Below are 22744 nucleotides of genomic sequence, written 5' to 3'. Positions count from 1 at the left end.
CCCTGTTTACCGATCGCGACGCACTGGGCACAGGAAGGCGGGCTCACAGGACCTCGACCTGCTCCGCCCGACAGCGGTTGCGGGTGTCGAAAATGTACGCTGCGGCCTGCTCGACGAGCGCATAGTCGAAATCATCGTGATCGGTTGCCACGACGACCACGTCGGCCGCCCGGACTTCGGCTTCGGTCAACTCCACGCAGACGATGTCGGCGGGAAGGAGATAGGAGTCGGTGTGCGGTTCCACCGCGACGACCCGGGCGCCGAGGTCCTGCAAGGACCGGGCGAGCATGATGGAAGGTGACTCGCGGATGTCACCGGTGTTCTTCTTGTAGGCCAGCCCCAGTTGCAGGACCCGGGAGCCGTTGACGGACTTCCCGCGTTCGTTCAGGCCCCGGCTGATTCGCCAGACGACGTGGTCCGGCATCCCCTCATTGATCTCGTTGGCCAGCGCGATGAACCGGACACTCTGCCGTAGCAGCCGCTTGACCTGCCAGGAGAGATAGGACGGGTCCACCGGCAGGCAGTGCCCGCCCACACCGGGGCCCGGCCTGAAGGCCATGAAGCCGAACGGCTTGGTATCGGCGGCCTCGATGGCTTCCCAGATGTCAGCCCCGAGCCCCCTCGACAGCGTCGCCATCTCGTTCACCAGGGCGATGTTGACGTGACGGAAGGTGTTCTCCAGCAGCTTGGTCAGCTCCGCGGTACGGCAGGAGGACACGGGCACGGTGCGCTCGACGATGCGTGCATAGAAGCGCTCGATGTCCTGCAGTGAGGCGGCGTCGATCCCGGAGATGACCTTGGGAGTGTTCTCCAGCTGCCACTGCGGATTACCCGGGTCGATACGCTCGGGGCTGTAGCCGAGGTGGAAGCCCTTACCGGCCTTCAGCCCGCTGCCGCTCTCCAGCAATGGTCGCAGCAGACTCTCCGTGGTGCCTGGGTATGTGGTCGACTCGAGAACAACAGTGGCACCAGGGGTGATATGGGAGGCGATGCTCCGGGCGGCACATTCCACGAAACTCAGATCCGGCACGCCCTCCCGCAGCGGCGTCGGCACGGTGATCGTGCAGATGTCGAAGTCCGAGATTTCGCCGTAGTCGGTGGTCACCTTGTAGCGGCCACTGTCCAGAGCGGCGATCAGACGCGTATTGCCTACTCCCTCGATGTACGAATCGCCGGCCGCCAGGCGTTTGACCCGCAGCTCGTCCGTGTCCACGCCGACGACGGAGAATCCCGCTTCCACCGCGCGCATGGCCAGCGGGAGACCGACGTACCCCTGACCGACGACGACCAGCTTGCGCTGGTGCCGGAATGGGGGAGGACCCACACTTACCACCCCGGATTTTCAGAATGGAGTATCACGATCCCAACGTCGCATGCCCGGCCGCTCCGACTACCCTTCTCCGCATGTGTCTGCCGGGGGATCACTCTGATTCCGTAACCGGCGCCGAACGGAACCGGCGCAATGGGTGAACACGCGGCCGATGGTGGGCGCGTAACCGAAGGGCACCAGTTGCCCTGTCCTACGTTCCGGGGTATGACGCCGAAGCTGCGCGAACTGACAGCCCGCGGCAGAGTTCTGATGGCGAGGACCGCCAGCCAGGCTCTGCTCGGACCGGTCTCAGGAGGAATGCCGCGGGTCTATGTGCGCTCGATCGCGGAACGCATGCACGAGCCCAGGATCGCCAGGCATGTGAGCGAGTCCTTGACCAGGACGGAGGCCGTGGTCGAGCGCTACGACTTCCCCTTCGGCTTCCCACCGCGGTTCCGCCGGTCCAAGGCGTTCGACGAGCGCCATGCGTACCGGCTTCACGACGTGCTGCTCAGCCCGCACAGCGGCCTCACCTGGCTGCCCGGTGGCCCCGTCCTGGAAGAGAGCTACGGATCCCTCATCCGGTCGCTCGGCTGGGGCGACGTCCGCCACGAACCGCTGCTCCCGGTCAAGCGGCTCGCTGGTCGTCCCGTCATCGCCTTCCCGCCGACGGGCTACTACCACTGGCTGCTCGAGGTCCTCCCCGCTGCGGTCTTCGCTCTCAGTGTCGAGCCCGAGGCGCTGCTCCTGATGCCGAGGAGCGTGCCGGCCCATGTGCTGGCGGCTGCGGAGCACCTGGTCGGACCCTCCAGAATCGTCCGCCTGGACGACATCGCACACGTCGACTCCTGCGTCCTCGCCGCCGTCGAGCCGATGTCCGGCTTCGTCCAACGTGCTGAGATCGACCGACTGCGCGCAGCCTTTCCTGCGGACCCCGTCGACGTCGGCGCTGTCTACGTAAGCCGCTTGAAGGACTCGAAGCGAGCATTGTCGAACGAGGCAGAGGTCGAGCGCGCGATGCGGCAGGCGGGCGTCACAGTGGTGTACGCCCAGGACCTGTCCTTCGAGGAGCAGCGAGCGCTCTTCGCCGGCGCCCGTACGGTCATTGCTCCACACGGAGCCGGTCTGGCCAACCTGGTGTGGGCTCAGCGTGCCGAGCGGGTGATCGAGATTTTCCCTGACTCATGGTTCAACGACTGCTATGCCCGCTTGAGCCGCAACCTCGGCATCGACTACGACTACATCGTCGCATCGCCCGTTGCCCCACTGGATCGGCTCGAAGCCCTTGTGAACGAGGGTGCGGGCGCCGGGTACTGAGCTGCGCCCAAGGGTCGGACACAGGAGTGCGGCGCCGGAGTGAATTCCGCCGCCCCCGCGCAACAACACACCCCACTGGCGAACCTGCGCCATATGCCCTGATTATGCTGCCGCCCGTGTCCTCCAAAGAGATCTTGACCAGCACACGCGACCTCTTCCTCCGCGTTCCGGGCTGCCAACAGGCTGTTCGTGCCGCGGCTCTGCGCGGCGTAGTCCCTCGCGCAGTGTGGAGACGCCTGCATCCGACGGGAGAGTGGAGCCTACGCGCCCCCGACGGACGCACCTTCCGCTACGTCAGCAGTGACGCTGACATCCTGGCCCGTGGCCTGATCTGGACCAACATGCGGCACTGGGAGGAGACCACCCACCCGCTCCTGTACCAACTCGCCCGCAACGCACGTCGGTTCGTCGACATCGGCGCCTTCTCCGGCATCTACACCCTCCTCGCCTGCAGGGCCAACCCGAAGCTGGAGGCCCTGGCCGTCGAACCCAACCCGGCCGCAGCCCGCATGCTGAACCGCAACATCCGGGCCAACCGGTTCGAGAGCCGCGTCACCGTCATCGACAAGGCACTCTCGGATACACCTGGGCGCACCCGGCTGAGGATCCCCGACAACGCGACGAAAGCCTCGCTGCTGGACAGGTGGCCCGCGCAAAGCACCGCCGACGTGGAGGTCACCACGGGGGACGAGGTGCTCGACGGACGTGCGGTCGACCTCATCAAGATCGACGTGGAGGGGCTGGAACCGCAGGTGCTGCGCGGCCTGGAGAAGAGCATTCGCGCCCACCACCCCGCCATCATCGCCGAGTGCCTCGACGAAGCAGCCCTGAGCAAGGTCCGGGAGACCGCGTTCGACCTGGGCTACCGTCATATCCGGCATCTCGGCAGCAGGGGACCTGCACCCGTGACGGCCGGCTTCGTTCCACCGGCGCGCTATGTGAATTTCCTCTTCACCCGGGACGCAGTGGCCGCAGGGCGGTCCGGAAGCACTTGCTGACTTCGTGCGTTCCGGGCCCGATCCCGTCCTGCGGCCCACGCTGAGGAAGCGACACCCATGTCAACCTGCATGAACGCCGGCAGCGATGCCGCTCACCCCACCTCTCCGGCGCCGACCGCCGTTGGAGTTGCGACCGACAGAAGCGTCCACCGCCCCCTCGACCGCTCGGCACGCGTGTTCGTCGCGGGGAGGAGCGGGCTCGTCGGATCAGCGGTATGGCGGCACGTGGCGCGTGAGGGATTCACCGACCTGGTCGGCCCAGGATCGGCGGAGCTGGATCTGCGCGAGCGCGGGGCGGTCCTCGACTGGTTCGCGGCCGTGCGGCCCGACGTGGTCGTACTCGCGGCCGCGCGGGTTGGGGGGATCAAGGCGAACGCCACCCGGCCCGCCGAGTTCCTCTCCGACAATCTCCGTATCCAGGTGAACGTGCTGGACGCCGCCCTGAAGCACGGGGTGGAGCGGCTGCTCTTCCTGGGGTCCAGCTGCATCTACCCGAAGTTCGCCGAGCAGCCCATCCGCGAGGAGGCGCTGCTGACAGGCCCTCTGGAGCCGACCAACGACGCCTACGCCATCGCCAAGATCGCCGGGATCATGCAGGTACAGGCGGTCCGACGCCAGTACGGTCTGCCCTGGATCTCCGCCATGCCGACCAATTTGTACGGGCCCGGTGACAACTTCCACCCCGAGGACTCCCACGTGCTGCCGTCACTGATCCGGCGATTCCACGAGGCGAAGGAATCGGGTGCGCGACGGGTGGTGAACTGGGGCAGCGGCACGCCTTGCCGGGAGTTCCTCCATGTGGACGATCTGGCCCGGGCGTGCCTGCACCTGCTTGAGCACTACGACGCGGACAGTCCGGTCAACGTCGGCACCGGCACGGACCTGAGCATCCGTGAACTGGCGGGGCTCGTGGCGGATGTTGTCGGGTACCGGGGGAGCATCGAGTGGGATCCGACCAAGCCGGACGGTACGCCGCGCAAGCTCCTCGACGTGTCCCGGCTCACCGCGCTCGGCTGGACTCCTCGTATCGCTCTGCGGGAAGGAATCACGCAGACATACGGGTGGTACGTGGAAAGCCTCGCGTCGGGCACGCTCCGGCACTGACCGGCTCCCGCACCGGCTCGGGAACCAGGGGCGATTCGTCCGCGCGGTGGGCATGTCCATGCGCTGTCGGGCGATCTCCTGGTGCACCTCGACCGCATGCCGCTTCGCCCTGCGGTAGCCCTTGGAGGCTGCCTCCCCGTTCTCAGGTCGGCGGCGGGCAAACTTGCGCTCGCGTGCGTCGAGCTGCGCGGCGGCCTTCCTGCCGTGCCTGGGTTGGGGCAGATCGTCATGGTCGCCGGTGGTGGCCGCGGTCTCCTTGACGCCCCGGTCGACGCCGATGGCCCGGCCGGTCGCCCGGAGTGGCTGCGGGCCCGCGTGGGCGCGACGGAGGAGGCGTACCAGTGGCCGAGGCGGTCGCGGTGGACGCGTGCCGCCGACGGCTCGGCGGTCAGGTCCGCGGCCACCGCGCTCAGCACGGCCCGGCCGATAGATGCAGGCGCCCGTCTTCGAGGCTGGAGCCGCCCCCGGTGTGATCGTGCGTGGGGTTTGTTCGGATGCTGCCCGCGAAACGAGCCGCCAGGGGCGGCGTGAGGGGGCATGGCGGCGGCGGCCGAGAGCACGTCCTCCGACGACGCGAGTCATGCGTCGGGAGATCGGCTGTCGGCCGCCGGTACTGCCAGGCTTCGCAACTGCCTGATGAAACCAGGTGGTCAGTCACGCTTCAGTCGGCGGGCGGCCACCATCGCGCCGCCTCCGAGCGCGAGCAACCCTGCGGCTCCGCCCAGCAGAAGGGCCGAGCGGTCCTCACCGGTGTTGGCGAGGTGAGGCTTGTGCGAGCGTACGGTGATCTTGGCTGAGAGCTTCAGTTTCGATTCCTTTCCCTTGAGACGGAAGGTGTGCCGGCCCGGGTCTGTCCACTTGGGGATGGTGACGGTCCCCTCCACCGTGCCGTTGCTGTCAGCGGAGAAGTAGCCCAGCTTGATCGGCCTCGAAAGGAGGAATGCGCCCACCCCCTCGTTCGGATCGAATCCGGTCCCGGTGAAGCTGAGCTCGTCTCCTGCGTCCACGGTGGTGGCGCTGAGAGTGAGGCTCGGGGGATCGGGCGGATAGGGCTGGGCGTGGGCAGGTTGGGCACCTACGACGGGAAGTGCGGCCAGGACAGCAGAGGCTGCCGTGGCCGCGAAGGCAGCACGCCATTTCGATGACGTCGTCATCGCATTCACGCTCCTCAGGTGGAATCAGGCCGATGTCTCAAAGGTCCGACCCGCGAGTACGGTATGTGGAATGGATGTCGCCGACGAACACCTGCTAAGCGCCTTCAGGAGACAAGACGCCGTATGGCGTACGTAGATCACCGGACCGGCCGACAGCAGCCCCGCGACACGAGGAGCCGAGTCGGCCAATATGCGGGATCTTCACCGCCTGGCACCGCTCACGTTCGGACGTCCAGGGAATGCGGCGGATCTGCTGATCCGTCAGGGCCCGATCATGGCCGGTGGGCCAAGGGGCGAACACACAAATACACAGACGGGTGGAAACGCTCAGCGAGGTACACACCCCGCGGAGACGTCGGGTGAATACTGACAACGCGTCGCACGTCTTGGTCTGCTCTTCCTCCCCTCCTGGAGCGTGTGTGCCCCCGTTCCGTGTACTCGTCGTGTGCACCGGCAACCTCTACCGCTCTCCGCTTGCCGAGTGCCTGCTCAGGCACCGGCTGCTCGAGCATCGGCAAGTGATCCATTTGAGCAGTGCCGGCACGCGGGCTGTCGCGGATATGCCGATGGCGGCCGCTGTCGCCTCCTTCCTCCTCGGACGTGGCGTGCAGCCCTGCGGGACGGGCTCCCGCCGACTGACCAAGGAGATGGTCGAGAACGCGGACCTGGTGCTGGGCGCTGCGACGGAACATCGTGAGGCCGCTGTGCGGCTGTCCCCTGTGCGTGCGTTGTCCCGTGCATTCACCCTCCGCGAATTCGCCCGGCTGGTGCGCCGCGAGGACGCCGGGGGCGTCGTGGATCCGGCCGCACGGTTTGCAACCCTCGTCCAGGGCGCGGCCGCTCGCCGTGGTTCCGTGTCGACATGCACGGGTGACGTGGACGTGAACGACCCTCTTGGCGCACCTCCGCCGCAAGTGCATGAGTGCCTGGTTCGGATCGCGGAGGTCGTGGAGCGGATCGCCGCACCCATGGACCGGCCGGCCCAGCCGTGTCACTTGGAGACGGCTGACTGAAACGGATGGACGATTCCTGGCCTGGGGCGATGAGCCCTGCGGAGGGGTTCTGTCGGCGCAAGTGGCGCCCTGTACGTGCAGGCTGTGGGGTCGCGTCCGAAGGCCCGGGCCGGTGCCGAAGCACTCGGCGGGACCGGCGGAAGGGCCGGCTCACGGACCCGGCCCTGTGGGCGGTCCCTTCCGGGACGGCCGCCTCGCCTCGAAGGCGATCGTGATCGACGTCGAGGCGAGGCGGACCGTGCTCGTTGAGCCCGTCGGGAGCCCTCTGCGGCTACTTGATGCCGAGGAGCTGCTCCAGCGGGTCGATGGCGAAGTAGACGAGGAACAGCACCGCGGTACCCCACAGCAGCCAGTGCACCTCACGGGCCTTGCCCAGGCACGCCTTGATGACCACGTAGGCGATGAAGCCGGCGCCGATGCCGTTGGTGATGGAGTAGGTGAACGGCATGACGACGATGGTCAGGAAGGCGGGGACCGCGACGTCGTAGCGGTCCCAGTCGATGTGCCTGACCTGGGTCATCATCAGGAAGCCGACGGCGACGAGGGCCGGGGCGGCGGCCTGGAGGGGCACGATCGTCAGGACGGGGGCGAGGAAGAGGGCGAGAGCGAAGAGACCGCCGGTGATGAGGTTGGCGAAGCCGGTGCGCGCACCTTCACCGACACCCGCGGCGGACTCGATGTACGTGGTGGCGGACGAGGAGGAGGCGGCACCGCCCGCGACGGCGGCAGCACCGTCGATGAGAAGAACGCGGCCCAGGCCGGGGACCTGGCCCCGCTCGTCGAGGAGTCCGGCTTCGGCGGTCACACCGACCACGGTGCCCATCGTGTCGAAGAAGTCGGACAGGACCAGCGTGAAGACGAGCAGGACCACGGTCAGCACGCTGACCTGGCCGAACGAGCCGAAGAGGTCGAAGTTGCCCAGCAGGGCGAAGTCGGGGGCGGCGAACGGCTTGTCGGGCAGCGAGGGCGAGGTCAGGCCCCAGGACTTGACGTCCGCCAGCTCGTTGACGACGACGGCGACGACCGTCATCAGGACGATGCTGATGAGAATGGCGCCCTTGACCTTGCGCGCGAGGAGCACGATCGTCAGGAGCACGCCGAGGCAGAAGACGAGCATGGGCCAGCCGGTGAGCGCACCGGTGCCGAGCTGCACGGGCACGGTGGTGTTCGCGGCGTCCGGGATACGGGTGACGAAGCCGGCGTCCACGAAGCCGATGAAGGCGATGAACAGGCCGATGCCGACGCTGATCGCTTGTTTGAGGGGCTGCGGGATGGCGTGCATGACGGCCTCGCGCAGACCGGTCACCACCAGGACGCAGATCAGCAGGCCTTCCAGCACGATGAGGCCCATCGCGTCGTCCCAGCCCATCAGAGGGGCGACCTGGAAGGCGACGACGGCGTTGATGCCGAGGCCCGCGGCCAGGGCGAGCGGCAGGTTGCCGCCCACACCCATGATCACGGTCATGACCGCGGCCACCAGGGCCGTGACGGTGACCAGTTGCCCGGCGTCCAGCTGCTCGCCGAACTTGTCCTTGGCGCTGCTCAGGATGATGGGGTTGAGCACGAGGATGTACGCCATGGTGAAGAACGTGGCGAACCCGCCGCGTATTTCCCGGCCGTATGTCGAGCCACGTTCGGTGATGCCAAAGAACCGGTCGAGCGGGCCGCCGGTTCCGGTGGGCGGCGCGTCGGCCGGGCTGGTCGCGCTGTTCTGCATGACGGCGTCTCCTGGGCCTACAGGGGGAGAGAGAAGGATGACGGCGCCGCGGGGGAAGAGCGTTCACACCTGTTGTGCGAACACACATGCGGCAGCTCGCGAGCGGATCATACGCGGCGCGACGCGGCTCACAACCAGGTCGTGAAGAACCGGAATTGACTGGTCGGGCAGCCCCTGTGGCTTCCTACGAAATCCCCGACGACCTATCCCGCATAACGGGATGCAGGCGACAGTGGCCATGGAGTAGCGGCGAGTAACTGCCTACTCTCACACCGTGCACCCACCCCTCCCCTTCAACGCGCGCGCCGCCCGCACCCTGCGCGAGAAACTCGGGATGGCCCACGGCCACGTCGCCTACGGCATGCGCGCCTCCTACGGCATGACACACATCACGCCCGAACACGTCGCGGCCTGGGAACTCGGCACGGCACTGCCCTCCGCCGACGAACTCACCGCCCTGGCCGGCGCCTTGTGGTGCGCCCCCGGTGAGCTCATGGGTCACGCCCGTACCCTGCGCGAGCACCGCCTCGCCCGCGGACTTCCCGTCGAGGACGTCGCACGTGCCACGGGCCTGACGCTCGACGCCTACCACCACATGGAAGAGACCGGCCTGTGGACCGGCGACAAGCGCCAGTCCGCCGCTCTGGGCAGCGTTCTCGCTCTTCCTCCACGCGACTTCATCGCCATCACCGGACTCGAGAACGAACTGGCCCACCTCCTCACCGAGGCCGTCTCCACCCGCTGGCAGGCCCACATCCGCGCCATCGCCAAGCTCGTCGCCATCGAGCGCCGTGAGCTGAAGGACCCGCTGCGCACCATGCACCAGGACTACCAGACCCTCCTGGCGGCCACCCTCAGCCGGGCCGGCGGCAGCACAGCCTCCGGTGAGGACGGACGGCGCTACATCGACGAGATCGTCGACCACTTCTGGGCGCTGCTCCCGGACCACTGAGCGGTGGCGCGGGGCCGAACTTCCGTTCACCGGCCGCCGGAAGCGCACAAAGCAAAGAGGACCGCCCCCGGTGGCACCGGGGGCGGTCCTCGCCCGTCACGAACAGCGCTTGCCGTCCCAGCCGGCGGCCTCCGCCGCCGGCTGGGCGGAACGAAGAGGACGACGTGCTGGCGTGGCCGGCTCCCCGAGGACCCGGCCACGCCCCTGTCTAGGGACCGAGGTGGAGACCCACCTCGTCAGCCAGTTGCCGGGCGGTCGGGTTCATCGCGAGCGCCGGGTGGCCCGCGACGACGGCGGCCAGTTCCCGCCGGATGAAATCGCGGCCTCCTTCGATGAATTCCTGGACCGGGCACACGATCTCGGCCTCGGAATAGGTCGGTGACAGCACCAGGTCGTCACCACGGCGCACGACACGGATGCGCTCATCGTTCTCCGTGAAGTCGATCCAGTCGTGCTCCGCGCCCTTCCGGGCGGACTCCATGACCTCGAGGACGCCGTAGAAGGCATCGAAGAGGGGCGTCCAGCCCCAGGGAGGGCTGATGTCCGTCGCTCCGTGCTCGATCCGCCAGCTCCCGAGGAAGCAGTACCACCTCAGGTTGGAACGGGAGATGGTCGTGAGGTCCAGCCGGTACTCGTACCCCTGTGGCTTGTACCAGGAGTCCTCCACGAAGGCCATCCGCATATTCGTTCTTTCCTCCTCTATCGCTTCACCGGGAAGGCGTTCTTCACGTAGTTCTCGTCCGGGTCGTAGTAGACCCGCATCACGTACAGCTTGTTCCTCGGCACTTTTCGGTCGTAGCCGATGGGGTCGTTGTATCTGAGCTCGAAGACCTTTCCGTCCCTGTTCTTGGTGTCGTGCACCTCGCGGCCCCTGCTGAGCACCTCCTTGATGATCTTCGCCCTCGAGTCCTTGGTCGTCCCCGGCAGCCACTCGGTCTTCTTGGGATCGCTGTTGATGCCCTCCGGAGTGTGGTTGAAGACGATGTGCCCGTCGTTGATCGTCAGGCAGTCCAGGTTCATGTTGTGCACGAGCACCGGCTCGACGCCCGCGAACACGAAGTACGCGTGGACTCCGGAAACCGTGAGGTCGTGCGTGCGCTGGCGCTTCTCGAAGAAGTCCAGTGTGGTCAACTCGACCTGGTCGCCGTCGGCCGTGCGCAGGTCCATGCCCGGCTCGAGGTCACCGGCATCGACCCACGCCTGCGCGGACTCGACCCAGAACGGGTGCGTGACGGTGGAGACCAGCGTCTCGGCTCCCGAACCCGTCGAGACCGTCAGCGTCACGAAGTCCTTGTCGTCCTCCGTGACGATCGTACCGACGACCTCGCGGTCCGAGTTCTCGCCGGTCTTCGGATCGGTGACCTCGACCTTGTCGCCGAGCCGTACGTCCTCGATCTTCTTCTTGCTGCCGTCGGCCATGAGGACGAGGGATCCCGGCAGGAAGCTGTGCGCCTCGCAACTGTCGTCGTCGCGTTTCTTGTTCTTGCCCTTGGGTTTCGCCTTCTTGGACTTCTCCAGGGCGTCCTCGGCCTTGTCGAGCTGCTTCTCCGCCTTGCGGAGCCTGTTGATGGCTCCGTAGAGGTCCGGCAGGAGCTCGATGGCCTTCTTGATCTTCTTTGCCTTGACCAGACCCTTGAGCCACGCCCCGAGGAACAGACTCGCCACCTCGCCGGCAGCCTTCAGACAGGTACCGACCGCAGGGTTCGACGCGCAGTCCTGCACGGCGTTGACACCCGCGATGTCCTTGAGCTCCTCGATGATCTTGTCGGTCACCTCGGTGATGCCCTGGTTGGCCGACGCGACCGCCTGCTTGGCCACCTCGACGTCCTGCTCCTCCTTGGTCTTCGCCGGAGCGGACTTCTTCGATTCGCCGAACTCCCAGCCGTTGGGGCCCATCCGGCAGGTGATGATGCCTTCCCAGCACTCGGCGGGAATGGTGCCCGAGGGGTCGGCGAAGGTCACCGGCGAGTTGTTGCCGTAGGCGTACCCGCTCATCTGCTGGGCGTTGGCAAAGGCGACGATCGGGTCGGCCGAGATGAAGCGACCGAGCACCGGGTCGTACTCGCGGGCGCCGAGATGGGTGAGTCCTGTGGTCTCGTCCAGAGTTCCTCCGACGAAGCCCTCCTGCCCCGGCCAGCTGCCACCACCCGGGGCCTGGCCACGCGCGTTGCCGAACGGGTCGTAACGACGCTGCGTCACCGCTCCCGTGGCCGACTGGACGGCGACCTCACCGGTGCCGTTGTGGTCGGAGGCGAGGAAGGTGATCGTGTTGTCGTTCGTCCGCACTGCGACGTTCTGCCCGGCCAGCGCGTAGTAGCGGGTGGCCTGGACGCTCGTCGATCCGGCCGGGAGGAAGAGCTCCATGCCCGGCAGGTAGACGGTCGTGCCCGAGGGGTCCTTGCGCTGGACCCGGCTGCCCTCGGAGTCGTAGAGGAAGGTGGTGTCCCCGGCCTCGTCGGCCGGCGTAGTGACGTCGTCGGGAACGGCCACCTTGCTCAGCTTGCCGGTCACGTCCCAGCTGAGCGTGTCGGTGTCGCCACCCACAGTGCGGGTGTCCATGTTGCCCGCTGCGTCGTAGCCGTACGTGGACTGCCGATCGCCGGTCGGCGTGTTCTCGACGACCTTGGTCACGGCGTGCGGTCCGGCGCCGTTCTCGCCGTAGGTGTAGGTCCGAGTGACGTCCTTGGACGTGTCCAGACCGGTGTCGTGGACGATCTCCTGCGTACGGTTGCCGATGGCGTCGGCCCGGTAGGACTTCCAGTAGGCCGCGGGTCCGCCGAGCGCGGCGGAGCCGGGATCGGCCGCACAGGCGGACGGCTGGGAGCCGTCGACCGGGGCGATGGTGCCGATCGTGCCGGAGCCGGCCGCGGTGGTGGTGTTGGCCGACGGCGTCCACGCCTCGGAGAGACGCTTGTTCGCGTCGTACCGGAAGCACTGCACGTCCACCAGGCTCGACCCCGCGCCGGTGTCCGCCATGGACAGGATGTTGCCGGCCTTGTCGTACGAGTACGCGGTCTGCTTGACCGGCCCGCCGGTCGAGCCGTAGACGTCGACCTTCGCTTCCTTCAGACGCTTGGTCCCGCGCTCGTAGTCGAAGGTCTGCCAGACCTTCTTGCCGCCGGAGTTCAACTCGAACTGCAGCAGCTCACTCGTCGGCGACCAGGTGGTGCCGGAGATGATCGTGTCCGTGCCCTTCATCGTGACGGGCCGCTGGAGCTCGTCGTACCCGAAGGCCAGGACCTCGGCGGACAACCCGCCCGCGGCCGGCAGGCCGGAGGACTGCGGGGTGCCGTCACGGTTGAAGGCGCTGGTGAAGGTGTAGTTGCCGGCCAGTGCGCCCTGCGACGCGGGCACGGTGTACAGCGTCTTCGTCGGACGGTAGAAGTCGTCGGCGGTCTGGACGATGGTGCCGAAGTACTCCGTGCCGCTGATCCACCGGAGCGACGCGTACGGCTGGCCGAGAAGGCCGGGGCGGTCGTACCGCGTCTCCGTGATCTTCTTACCCGCCGAGACCGCACCGTCGTACGTGGCGGTCATGCGTCCGATGGCGTCGTACGTGCTGGTGATCGTCGTGTTGCGGCCCTCGTGGGTGACGGACGTGACGCGGTCCGCGTTGTCGTAGCCCATCACGGTCGTGCCGGAGTCCGGGTCCTGGGACCGGATCTTGCGGCCGCGCTGGTCGTAGTCGAACGACCAGGTGTTCTGCTGGGAGTCGACGACGGTCTCCAGCTCGCCGGACGGCGTGTAGGAGTACTTCGTGGACGTGTACGCCACCGGCCCCGTACCGCCGGGCGTGCCGCTCTGGTACTGGCGCACCTCGGTGACCTTGCCCGAGGCGTCGGTCAGCGTGGTCGTGCCGACACCGCCCTGCGGGGGGATCTGGTGGATCCTGTCGCCCTCGTGCACCGTGGTGCTGCGCCACTGCTCGACGCCCGCGACGGAGAACACGGTGGCGGTGGCGCGCCCCATGTCGTCGTACTCGTAGTGGGTCTGCGACTCGACCTCACCGTTGTGCACGACCAGCAGCTGGTCCGAGGGGGCGCCGGCCGCCTGGTAGGTGTCGTAGGCGGTCTTCAGCTTGCCCCGGCTGTCGTAGAAGGTGTCGGCGACGAGCCGTGTGCCGCCGGGGCCCACGGCCTGACGCTGGCGGGCTCGCAGCATGCTGTCGTAGAGCGTGTACTCGCTGCTGTAGGAGCCCCCCTCCTCCAGGATCTCGGACTTGACGGCCACGGGGGCGTCCTGGCGGACCAGGTAGGTGTACTTGTTGTTCGGCGTCTGGTTGCCGGCCTTGCTGCGGTCCTGCAGCCACACCGAGGTGACACGGCCGAGGCCGTCGAAAGCCATGTCGGTGCGCTTGCCGTTGGCGTCGGTCTGTCCCCGGGACTGGCCCCACGCCGGTTCGTAGTCCGTGGTGACCGCGTGCCCCAGGACGTTGGTCGCCTTGGTCTGCGTCGTCAGGCCGTTGACCATGGTGTACGTCGTGGTCGTCTTGCCCGTTGCCGGTGTGGTCGCCGTGGACGGGCGGCCGTAGGTGTCGTAGGTGTTCTTGAAGGTCTCCTGGTAGGTGGGCGTGGTGCCGTCGTGCGACGCGAGGCGTTCGGAGGAGGTCTCCAGTCCGCGGGTCGGGGCGGCACCGTGGGCGAGGGCGTCGTAGAAGGTCCGGGTGTCGGAGATGACCTGCGTCTTGCGGTCGGGCGTGACGGCACAGTTGACGGCGACGGTCTCGACCCGCTTGACGCGGTCGAGGAAGTTCTGGCCGCCGGAGGTGTTGTCCGCGTACGTGGTGCGGGTGCAGGTGTCGTCCTTGGCCGCGGCGTCCTTCTCCGCCTGGCTCGCGGTGGCGGGTACCACCAGCCCGAAGTCCTCGGCCTCGGTGATACGACCCGTGCCCGTGGCCGTGTCGTAGGTCGTCTCCGTGCGGCTCTCACGCCAGCCGCCCGCATTGAGCGCGGTGAACCCGCGGGTGACGGTCGGCTTGACCAGAGTGGCCCGGACGGTGCCCCAGCTCTTGGTCTGGGTGGCGGTGTGGTGCTTCCAGGGCTTCTTGATCACCTTGGTGGCGACCGAGGCGCCGTTGTAGACCTGGGTCTCCAACTCGAAGCCGGTGAAGTCCTCGTCGTCGGTGTACACCGTGCCGGTCGAGTCGGTGACCGACGCGGAACGGGTGCCGCCTCCGGGTAGCTTGTCGCCGTTCAGGCCCTGCATGTAGGTGTACTCGATGCGGGACCGCTGCACGTCCTCGGAACCGCTGGTGACCTTGACCTTGCCGTAGCCCTGCCACTCGCCCCAGGTCAGGAACTCCGTGGGAGTGATGCCGTCGGGCTTCGAGTGACGCCAGCCGGCCGGACCCTCGTAGGAGTACCTGGTCACCATCTTGTCGGCGCCGCCCGTGCGGTCGGTCTCGACGATCTCGGCGACCACGTACTTGTGGAACCAGTCGTCGATCGGGTCGACATGACCGGGGGCGGCCCACTTGACGGGGTAGCAGCGCTTGGTCGACTCGCCCGGCTTGGGCAGGGTGGGGACGGTGCACTCCGCAGGTGCGTAGTTGACGTCCAACTGCGCACCGGTCTCGCTCACCACTGCGGCCAGGCGGTAGCGCTTGAACGGGGAGATGTTGTCGCCGATCGCGTCGACGCGGTTGTCCTTCTGCTCGCCGAACAGCTCCAGTGAAGGAACCTTGGCCGTGGTGCCGACCCGTCCCTCGTGGTCGATCTTCGACAACCACATGCTCTTGGAGTCGTCGCCGTTGTCCAGGAACAGGTGTGTAAAGCCCCAGGCGTCCACGTCCTGGTAGTCGGTGGCGTCCTTGCGTATCTGGGTGATGACGGCCTTGAGCCGCTTCGTGGTGAAGAACGTCGGCGAGATCTGGTCGGAGCCGCACTTGGTCGACGCCTTGCACTCCCGGTCGATCGGCACGTCCGGCCAGCGTGCGGCGTTGGCCGACGTTCGCTTGCTCTCGGCGCAGTCGAAGGAAGTGTCCGGCAGACAGCGCTCGGTGACGTCGAAGACGACACGCGCCGGAGCCTTGGCCGCGTAGGCCTGGCCGTCGCGCTGGCCGTAGTCGATCCGCTTCAGGTATCCGCCGCGGTCGTACGCGGTGCCGTTGACGTCGGTCTTGCCGTTCAGGGCGTAGTGGTTGACCTCCTTGGCGTAGTAGTGGGAGACGACGTTGTCGTGCGGGTCCTTGACGTAGTCGAGGTTCCAGCGCCAGGCCTGCTTGCAGTGGGCGCTGGTGAACGTCGCGTTGTAGCAGGGTTCCCCGGAGTCGTCGCCGAAGACGGGCAGCGTCCACACGGACGATGTCTCTTCGTTGCCGGCCGCCCAGCCCGGAAGCCGGTTCAGGCCGAAGTAGTACTCCTTGCTGTCCGGGGTGGTGATCCGCCAGTGCTCACCGTCGTTGTCGCCGTTGGTGGCTCCGGTCAGCTTCTCCACCTTGGAGCCGTCGGAGTTCGACAGCCGCCACTGGCCGGTCGCGTCGTCCTTGATGATCTGGGACGCGCTGCCGTTGAGCATGATGGTGGCGTTGTCGAACGCCCAGCACTGCTCGGCCGAGCCGTCGTGGCCGTCCTCGGTGCACGGCTTGTACTGGCGCTCGATGTACCCGGACTCGTAGCTGAAGCCCTCACCGATCCAGGAACCCTGGTTGTTGGTGGCCGAGGTGCGGCCGTCGGTGGACTGCGACTGGTACGAAAGCCCGACGGTGGGCGCCAGACCGCCCGCGACCGGCACCGTGCGCATCGGGTAGGACCAGGAGAAGCCGCCCGTCGACTGGGAGACGCTCCAACTCGCCGAGGGAGCGAGCGCGGTCGCGCCGTAGGTGCCCTGTGAGGACGACGCTCCCGCTGTCAGGGCGACGAGTGACGCGCCTTGGACGGCCATGGTGGACGGGCCGCCCGGCTCGGCGGCGGCCGTGACCTCGGCCGTCGCGGTGTTCGTGGCGGGATCGTTCACCGTGGGCAGCGGTGTGCCGGTGGACGGGCAGGCCTTGCTGCCCGGTTCGGCGACCGCGGCGCAGGCGGGGAGCTGGACCAGACGCAGTCGGGCTCCGTACGAGCCGCCGTACGCCTCGTCGAAGGCCGAGTAGTCGACGGACAGACGCACCTTGGCGTCGGCCTCGGCTCCGTCGGCCCGCTGGACGCGCAGGACGGCCCCGGCACCGAGGTCCGACGCGCGCTCGGCAGGCAGGACGTCGATCCGTACGTCGGCAGGGCCGGCGGGCGCCTTGGCCGTGGAGGACCGGGCCCCTGCGCCCTTGCGGTCCGTCGCCTGCTTGGTACTCACGGGCGCGACCGCGACCGGAAGGCCGCCGACCTTCACCTTCGTGGAGGATGCGGAGACGGCGACGTCCGCGCTGCCGCCGACCGGCCAGACCGCCTTGTCCAGCCGGCTGACAGCCGCCTTCTTGGCAGGGTCGGACGGGCGCGGCAGAGCCTTGCCGTCCTTGCCCTCCAGGGGGTCGCCGAAGTTCTGTACATCTGGCCGGCCGCGGCCCTGCTCCTCGACCGGCAAGGCCTCGGCGGCACTGCCCGCCAAGGCGATGATCACACCCAGCGCGGTCGCTGAGAGCAACCACCTGGGCATGTGCCGGTTCATCAACCGGCCTTGGAATGGCATCACGTGTCTCCACACGTCGACAGGAATGGAACAGACCGTGCGGGCGGGCCGGCTCTGAAGGTCCGACCCGCCCGCACGGGGCTTACATGTCCGGCAGAGCCATCGGGTTGGACATCTGCTGGATCGCGGTCTTGTCCGCGGCTCCGCTGTAGACACGGACCTCATCGATCGCGCCCGCGAAGTACTCGCTTCCGCCGCCGAGTGCCGAACGGCCCACCTGGAGGGCGCCGGTGGCGGCCCACAGGGTGTCGTCGGTGCCGTGCGCGATGTCGGCGAGCATGCCGTTCACGTACAGCCGGATCTCGTTGGCGAACGCGTCGTAGACCACGGCCAGGTGCTGGCCTGCAGGGTCGGTGTCCGGCAGCTCCTGGTCGTCGGCGAACCTCTTCACCGGGGCCGTGGCCGAGTCGGACTCGGCGACCGCGAGCTCCCACATCGACGGAGTCTCGGCGTCCGGTGCGGGCCTGTAGCGGACCGCGAGGCGGTTGGCCGCCGCCCCCGGCAACGAGAGGACCGTTTGGGCCTTCTCCGGGTCCAGCGTCGTGAGCAGCGTCCGGGCGGTGAGCGTGAAGCTGCTCGCTCCGGTGACGGGTGCGGTGGCCGTGGACGCGTAGTCCCCGTCACCGTCGAGCACCAGGTGGCCCGCCCCGACGAGGGGGTACGGGTCCAGCGACAGCGGGTCGTCCGGCGCGCTCTTCACGGCCGCGTTGCCCGCCAGCGTCAGCGCCTGCCCCGCCCCCGTGTCCGGGGACGAGCCCGAGGTGGCCGAGTCCAGCTGCCAGTAGTTCTTCCGGTCGGGCTTGACCGTCATCATCTCCGCCACCTGCGCGGCGGGCAGAACACGGTCGAAGACGCGAACCTCGGCGAGGTCGCCGTCGAAGTTGTCCCGGTAGCCGCTCTTGGCCGTGGTGCGGCCGAGCTGCAGCGGGCCGTAGGAGCGCCACACCGAGCGGCGGGAGGCGGTGCCCTTCGAGTCCTTGTTGACGTAGAGCCGCAGTTCGGACTTGGTGGCGTCGTAGACGCCGGTCAGCAGGACCCACTGGTCGGGGACGACGCTGACGCCCGTGGCGACGGCCTTCCACTCGCCGAGCGTGTCGACGTCGGTCACCGGGACGGAGAACGCCCAGGTGCCGGCAGTCTGGTCGTAGCCGAGCGTGAAGCCCGGTTCGCCGGTGCCGTCCTGGCTGATGACCGCCATGTCACGGGTGGGCGTGCCCTTCGGACGGACCCAGGCGCTGACGCTGAAGCTCTTCGCGGAGTCGAGGACCGTCTCGTTGACGTCGGCGTAGGCGGCGGAGGTCCCGTCGAAGCGGGCGGCGGCGTCGGCCTTGCCGCCGGGGCCCTCCACCCCGAAGGTGACACCGGTGCCGGCGTCCGCGGAGAAGGCTCCCGTCTCGTCGTGCGCCTCGGTGCTGGTCGGCGCGTCGGCGAGGTTCCACTGGGCGGCGACGGGCGTGCCCTCGGTGACGAGGAACTCGTAGTGCGCCTTGGTGCTCGGGTTCTCCGCCTTGTCGACGGCGATGACGTCGACCCAGTGGCGTCCGGCGCGGGTCGGCATCCAGCTCACCGTCGCGGGGCCGCCGGCCGAGGTGGCGTTGATCGTGGTCGTCGGCGTTGCCGTGCTGTCGAACGCGTAGCGGTATTTGACGACGTCCGTGTCGGGCACGGAGTCGTTCGGGTTCGGCGAGAAGGTGAACGAGCCGTAGGTGCCGACGCCGTCGTGGTAGACGGTGTCGGACGGGTACTGCTTGGACAGCACGTTCGGCCTGCCCGGCAGCGTCCGATCGTAGATGAACTCGCAACGTACGGAGTCGCCGTCGTAGCTCCACGGGCCGTAGCCGTCACCGTCGTAGGCGCGGGCACTCCAGTAGATGACGGTGTTCTGCGGGATCGTCGACTTCACCGTGTGCGTGAACTTGGTGCCGGAGGTCGGTGCCAGCCAGGAGGGTGTGAGGTACGTGTAGCTCTTGGCCTCCTTGGTGACCGGGTCGGTCCAGTCGACCTTGAACTCGACCTTGACCTTGTCGGTGTTGCCGTTCGCGTGGTCGGGGTCGCTGGCCACGGCCTGGAGCTGCGGCGGGACCTCGGCGTACGGACGGCCGGTGCCGGAGGTGCAGACACCGCCGGGGTTCTGCGACAGCGTGGTGATCTTCCGCGGCAGGTTGTTGTAGCTGATGGAGAGGTACGCGTTGCCGCAGATCCGCTTCCACTCGGGCAGCCGGGTCTCGTCGGCGGCGCGCAGACCGAGCGTCATCGAGGACCAGCCCTCGGCCGCGGCGGTCTTCACCTCGCTGGTCAGCTCACCGGTGGGACCGGACTCGAAGTGCAGGTTGGCCTGGCTCGAGCAGCTGGTCGGCGAGATGGCCTTGTCGACCGTGCCGATGTGGTCCAGCCAGTCGTCCGAGGTGTTGGACCAGCTGGAGGACGACGTGATGCTGTAGTTCTTGCCTCCGATGCGGTAGAGCCGGATCGGTTCCGCGGTCGGCGAGGCGCTGTAGATGTGCTCGACACGGGCGGAGAACGTGGCGCCGAGGATCTGCTTGCCCTTGTAGAACGACATCGGCATGGTGAACAGCAGCCGCCGCACACCCACCCCGTTGCAGGACACCGGGCTGTAGTCGGTGGGGCACTTGCCCACACCGGCGCTGCCGGAGTACTTCCAGTCCTGCTCGCTCGGCATGCCCGACATCACGCCGGTCCACGCGGTGCGTGAAGTCGTGCGCTGGATCGGGTCGATGACGACCGGGAAGACGGTGTCCTTGCCCTTGAGCAGCTTCTGGTCGGGCACCAGGGACAGCTTGCCCTTGCCGACCTCGATGCCGAGCGGGGAGGTCTTCCCGCCGCCGCCGGGGCCGGCGAGCGCGGCCTCGGGTGCGACGGACGAGGCCGGAGCGGCGTCCGCGGACGCGGCGGCGACCGCCTTGGAGACGGCCTTCGGTCCCTGCTTCCTTGCGGCTGCCTCCTTGACGGCGGCCGAGTCCCACATCACCGGCTTGCCGGCCTCGAAGACGGTGCCGCCGACGGCGGCGTCCTCGGCCTTGAGGGCGCCGGTGGCGTCCTCCTTCACCGTGAGACCGTCGGTCTTCAGACCGAGGTCGAGCCTGGCGAGGCGCGGATCGGCGGCGGCCTGCGGGGTCTTGACGACGAGGAGGTGGCCGAAGCCGTCCGCCTCGGCGCGCACCGCGAGGTCGACGCCGGGCAGGGCGTCCTTGTAGGTGGCGGTGTCACCGTCGAGGACCGGCGCGGGAAGCTTCCCGTGCGGCCAGGTCAGCGACAGCTCGCGGCCCGCCTGGTTCATGGTGACGAACGGCTTACCCGCCGTGCCGTCGGAGAACGACAGGCCGACCGCGGCCGCCTTCGGCGCCACGCTGCCGTCGGCGCCACGCACCAGGGTCCTGTCGATGTCGACCCATGAGCCGCCCTGGAAGGTACGGATCGGGTCGGTGTACTCGCGGGCGGTGAAGGTGCCGTTGGGCTCGGCGTAGATCTCCCGGCGTGCCGTGCGCATGCCGAGGATCTCGATCTTCTTGCCGCTCTTCTTGGCGACCGCGAGGGCCTCGGCCTCCGTCTGCACGGGCGTGCCGGTGCCGACCGCGGCCTGCTCGGGTGCGGCGTCGCTGCCGTCCGAGGCGTCCGGCAGCGCGTTGAAGCCGCCGGTCAGTACGGCGCCGGCCGCCACCGCGGCGATCGCGCCGCGCAGCACGAGGCCGCGTCGTATACGTCTGGACACGTGTCCGTTCTCCCTGTCGTTCATCAGCGGACCGCCGCACCGAATGCGGTGTCGCCGGCGGGAATTCCGTCCCCGCCGGGCGTGAAGGTCTTCGTGGGGGCGCTGCCGCCGGCCGTGCCCCACGGGAAGAGGTGCACGGCGTGGTCGGCCGCCGGCCCGTAGGGCATCCCGACGTAGAGCCCGCCGGGGCTCGCGGCCAGGCTCAGGCCGGCGAGCTGTGTGGGGGCAGGCGCAGCGGGGATGCCCCAGCCCGGGTCGATCCACGCGTCGGACGCTCCGGGCGCGCCGACCATGGGGACGATGTGGACGCCGCCCTTCTCCGGGTGCTCCTCGGCCGACTCCTCACCGGGGACGCCGATGGCGAGCCGGGTGTTGGTGCCGGAACTCGTGCTGCTGGGCGCGGTGTTGACAGCAGCCAGGCGCTGGCCGAAGAAGTCGCCCGCTTCGCTCGCCTGCTCGACGTCGGCGGTGTCCTGCTCGATCCACTGGGTCTCGGTGAAGCTGCCGCTCGCCGTGAGCCTGAAGATCTGGACGGCGCCCGCGTCGACCACGCTCTTGAGGTCCTCGCCGGGCACGCCCACGGCGAGCAGCGACTCGGTGGTGGAGGTGGCCCCGGAGGGGCGGTACGGAACCATCGCGAGGGCGGTCCCGAAGCCGTCGCCCACCTCCTCGTTGCCGGCGATCGCGTCCTGGTCCTGGGCGAGGCCGACCAGCGGCTTGGGGTACCCGGAGACCAGGGTGTGGCTGAACACGGCGACGCCGCCCGCGAAGGTGGTGGTGCCGAGCGCCTCGCCGGGGGTCCCGACGGCGAAGTGGGTGGGGGTGGCCACGAGCGTCGAGCCGAACCGGTCGTCGGTCTCGGCCACTCCGGGCACGGCTCCCGCCGTCTCGGTGTCCTGGTGGTTGCCGTGGGCGGTGGTGGCGTCGGCGGAGACGTAGAAGAACGCCCCGGTGTCCGCGACCGTGCCGATGTCCTCGCCGGGAGCACCGATCAGGAGGTACGAGGAACCTCCGGCGGCCTTGCCGGCGGCCAGTGCGTACCCGGTCCAGTCACCGGCTTCGTCGCCGCCGCCCAGCGAATGGGTGGCACCCTGCTTGTGTTCTCTGACGGCCCTGCCGCCGAGGAGACCGGTCGCCGATCCGTAGATGATCTGCACGAGCCCCGCATCCGGGCTCTCCAGGTCTTCGTACGGGATACCGACGGCGAGGTCGCTGCACCCGTCGGCGTCGGCGTCGTAGACCGCGAGGGCGAAACCGTACTGGTCCTCGTTCTCGGCCCCGCCGGGTACTCCGGCGGTCTCCTGGGACAGCTGCAAGGTGCCCTTGCCGCCGCCGTACACGATGTGTACGAGGCCTGCCCGGGTCTTGCCGTTGACGGTCGCCTCCGGGTCGGCGATCGCCGTGTCCCGGATTCCGTCGCCGTTGAAGTCCGACTCCACGCCGGAGCAGGCGGCGGCGACGGCCGCGGCGGGCGTCACCGGCCCGGCGCCCAGGGCCGAGGCGGTCAGGACGAGCGCGCCGGCGGCGAGCGCCGTCCGTCGTCGCGTGGTGCGTCGTGGCCGACGCGTAGGACTGGTCACTGCGTTGGTTCCTCCCCTTTGCTACCCGGCTGCTTGCGCCGGAGGTTCTCGGCGTCGGCGCCGTGCGGCGCCCACGTGTGTCGAGGGGGCCGTGGGTGCGGGGGCGGAGCCGTTCGCGGTGCCGCCCGGCGGCTTCCGCGGACGGGCATACGTGTCCGAGGGCACGCCGGACACAGCCCTGTGGGGATCTCCGCCACCAGAACATCTCGTCGGCCCGGGGCGCACGGGCCCACCGGCACGGCACGGCCCACCG

General features: G+C 68.5%; 12 protein-coding genes. 5 read left to right on the top strand and 7 right to left on the bottom strand.

Annotated features, from left to right (window positions below; translation table 11 throughout):
- Positions 1-43: 43 nt before the first annotated feature.
- Entirely contained in the window at positions 44-1324 is a 1281-nt protein-coding gene (locus tag MDN94_RS15340) for a nucleotide sugar dehydrogenase (protein ID WP_482726356.1), read from the bottom strand.
- A gap of 210 nt (positions 1325-1534) precedes the next feature.
- On the opposite strand from MDN94_RS15340, the gene MDN94_RS15335 reads away from it, so the two are divergent.
- The 3 genes from MDN94_RS15335 (at position 1535) to MDN94_RS15325 (ending at position 4728) form a co-directional block, all read left to right on the top strand.
- Positions 1535-2626 (top strand): glycosyltransferase family 61 protein, encoded by a 1092-nt coding sequence (locus MDN94_RS15335; RefSeq protein WP_482726355.1) that lies wholly within the window; start codon positions 1535-1537, stop codon positions 2624-2626.
- Between the two features lie 224 nt (positions 2627-2850).
- Positions 2851-3624, top strand: a complete 774-nt coding sequence (locus MDN94_RS15330) for an FkbM family methyltransferase (RefSeq protein WP_482726354.1) — start codon at positions 2851-2853, stop codon at positions 3622-3624.
- A gap of 225 nt (positions 3625-3849) precedes the next feature.
- Positions 3850-4728 carry a GDP-L-fucose synthase family protein gene (locus MDN94_RS15325; RefSeq protein WP_482726353.1) on the top strand — a complete coding sequence of 293 codons (879 nt, stop codon included), beginning with the start codon at positions 3850-3852 and terminating at the stop codon, positions 4726-4728.
- A 650-nt stretch (positions 4729-5378) separates the two neighbouring features.
- Here the strand turns inward: MDN94_RS15325 and MDN94_RS15320 are convergent.
- Entirely contained in the window at positions 5379-5882 is a 504-nt protein-coding gene (locus MDN94_RS15320) for an LPXTG cell wall anchor domain-containing protein (protein ID WP_482726352.1), read from the bottom strand.
- Positions 5883-6301: 419 nt separating this feature from the next.
- Here MDN94_RS15320 and MDN94_RS15315 point away from each other — a divergent pair, with 419 nt between their 5' ends.
- Positions 6302-6895 (top strand): arsenate reductase/protein-tyrosine-phosphatase family protein, encoded by a 594-nt coding sequence (locus tag MDN94_RS15315; protein ID WP_482726351.1) that lies wholly within the window; start codon positions 6302-6304, stop codon positions 6893-6895.
- Between the two features lie 271 nt (positions 6896-7166).
- Here the strand turns inward: MDN94_RS15315 and MDN94_RS15310 are convergent, their stop codons facing one another.
- Positions 7167-8612 (bottom strand): NCS2 family permease, encoded by a 1446-nt coding sequence (locus MDN94_RS15310; protein ID WP_482726350.1) that lies wholly within the window; start codon positions 8610-8612, stop codon positions 7167-7169.
- A 274-nt stretch (positions 8613-8886) separates the two neighbouring features.
- Between MDN94_RS15310 and MDN94_RS15305 the strand changes: the two genes are divergently transcribed.
- A complete protein-coding gene (locus tag MDN94_RS15305) occupies positions 8887-9564 on the top strand; it encodes a helix-turn-helix domain-containing protein (RefSeq protein WP_482726349.1) in 678 nt (225 codons plus the stop codon).
- Between the two features lie 208 nt (positions 9565-9772).
- On the opposite strand, the gene MDN94_RS15300 is transcribed toward MDN94_RS15305, so the two are convergent.
- The 4 genes from MDN94_RS15300 to MDN94_RS15285 form a co-directional block, all read right to left on the bottom strand.
- Positions 9773-10246, bottom strand: a complete 474-nt coding sequence (locus MDN94_RS15300; protein WP_482726348.1) for a hypothetical protein — start codon at positions 10244-10246, stop codon at positions 9773-9775.
- Positions 10247-10263: 17 nt separating this feature from the next.
- Positions 10264-17148 (bottom strand): RHS repeat-associated core domain-containing protein, encoded by a 6885-nt coding sequence (locus tag MDN94_RS15295; RefSeq protein WP_482726347.1) that lies wholly within the window; start codon positions 17146-17148, stop codon positions 10264-10266.
- Between the two features lie 115 nt (positions 17149-17263).
- Positions 17264-20911, bottom strand: coding sequence for a LamG domain-containing protein (locus MDN94_RS15290; protein WP_482726346.1), 3648 nt, complete (start codon positions 20909-20911; stop codon positions 17264-17266).
- Between the two features lie 23 nt (positions 20912-20934).
- Positions 20935-22491, bottom strand: coding sequence for an FG-GAP repeat domain-containing protein (locus tag MDN94_RS15285; protein WP_482726345.1), 1557 nt, complete (start codon positions 22489-22491; stop codon positions 20935-20937).
- Positions 22492-22744 lie beyond the last annotated feature (253 nt).

The sequence above is a fragment of the Streptomyces sp. WAC00040 genome, assembly GCF_056835925.1.
Note: the sequence above shows the minus strand (reverse complement) of the source record. Positions and strands in the feature narration are given on the sequence as shown.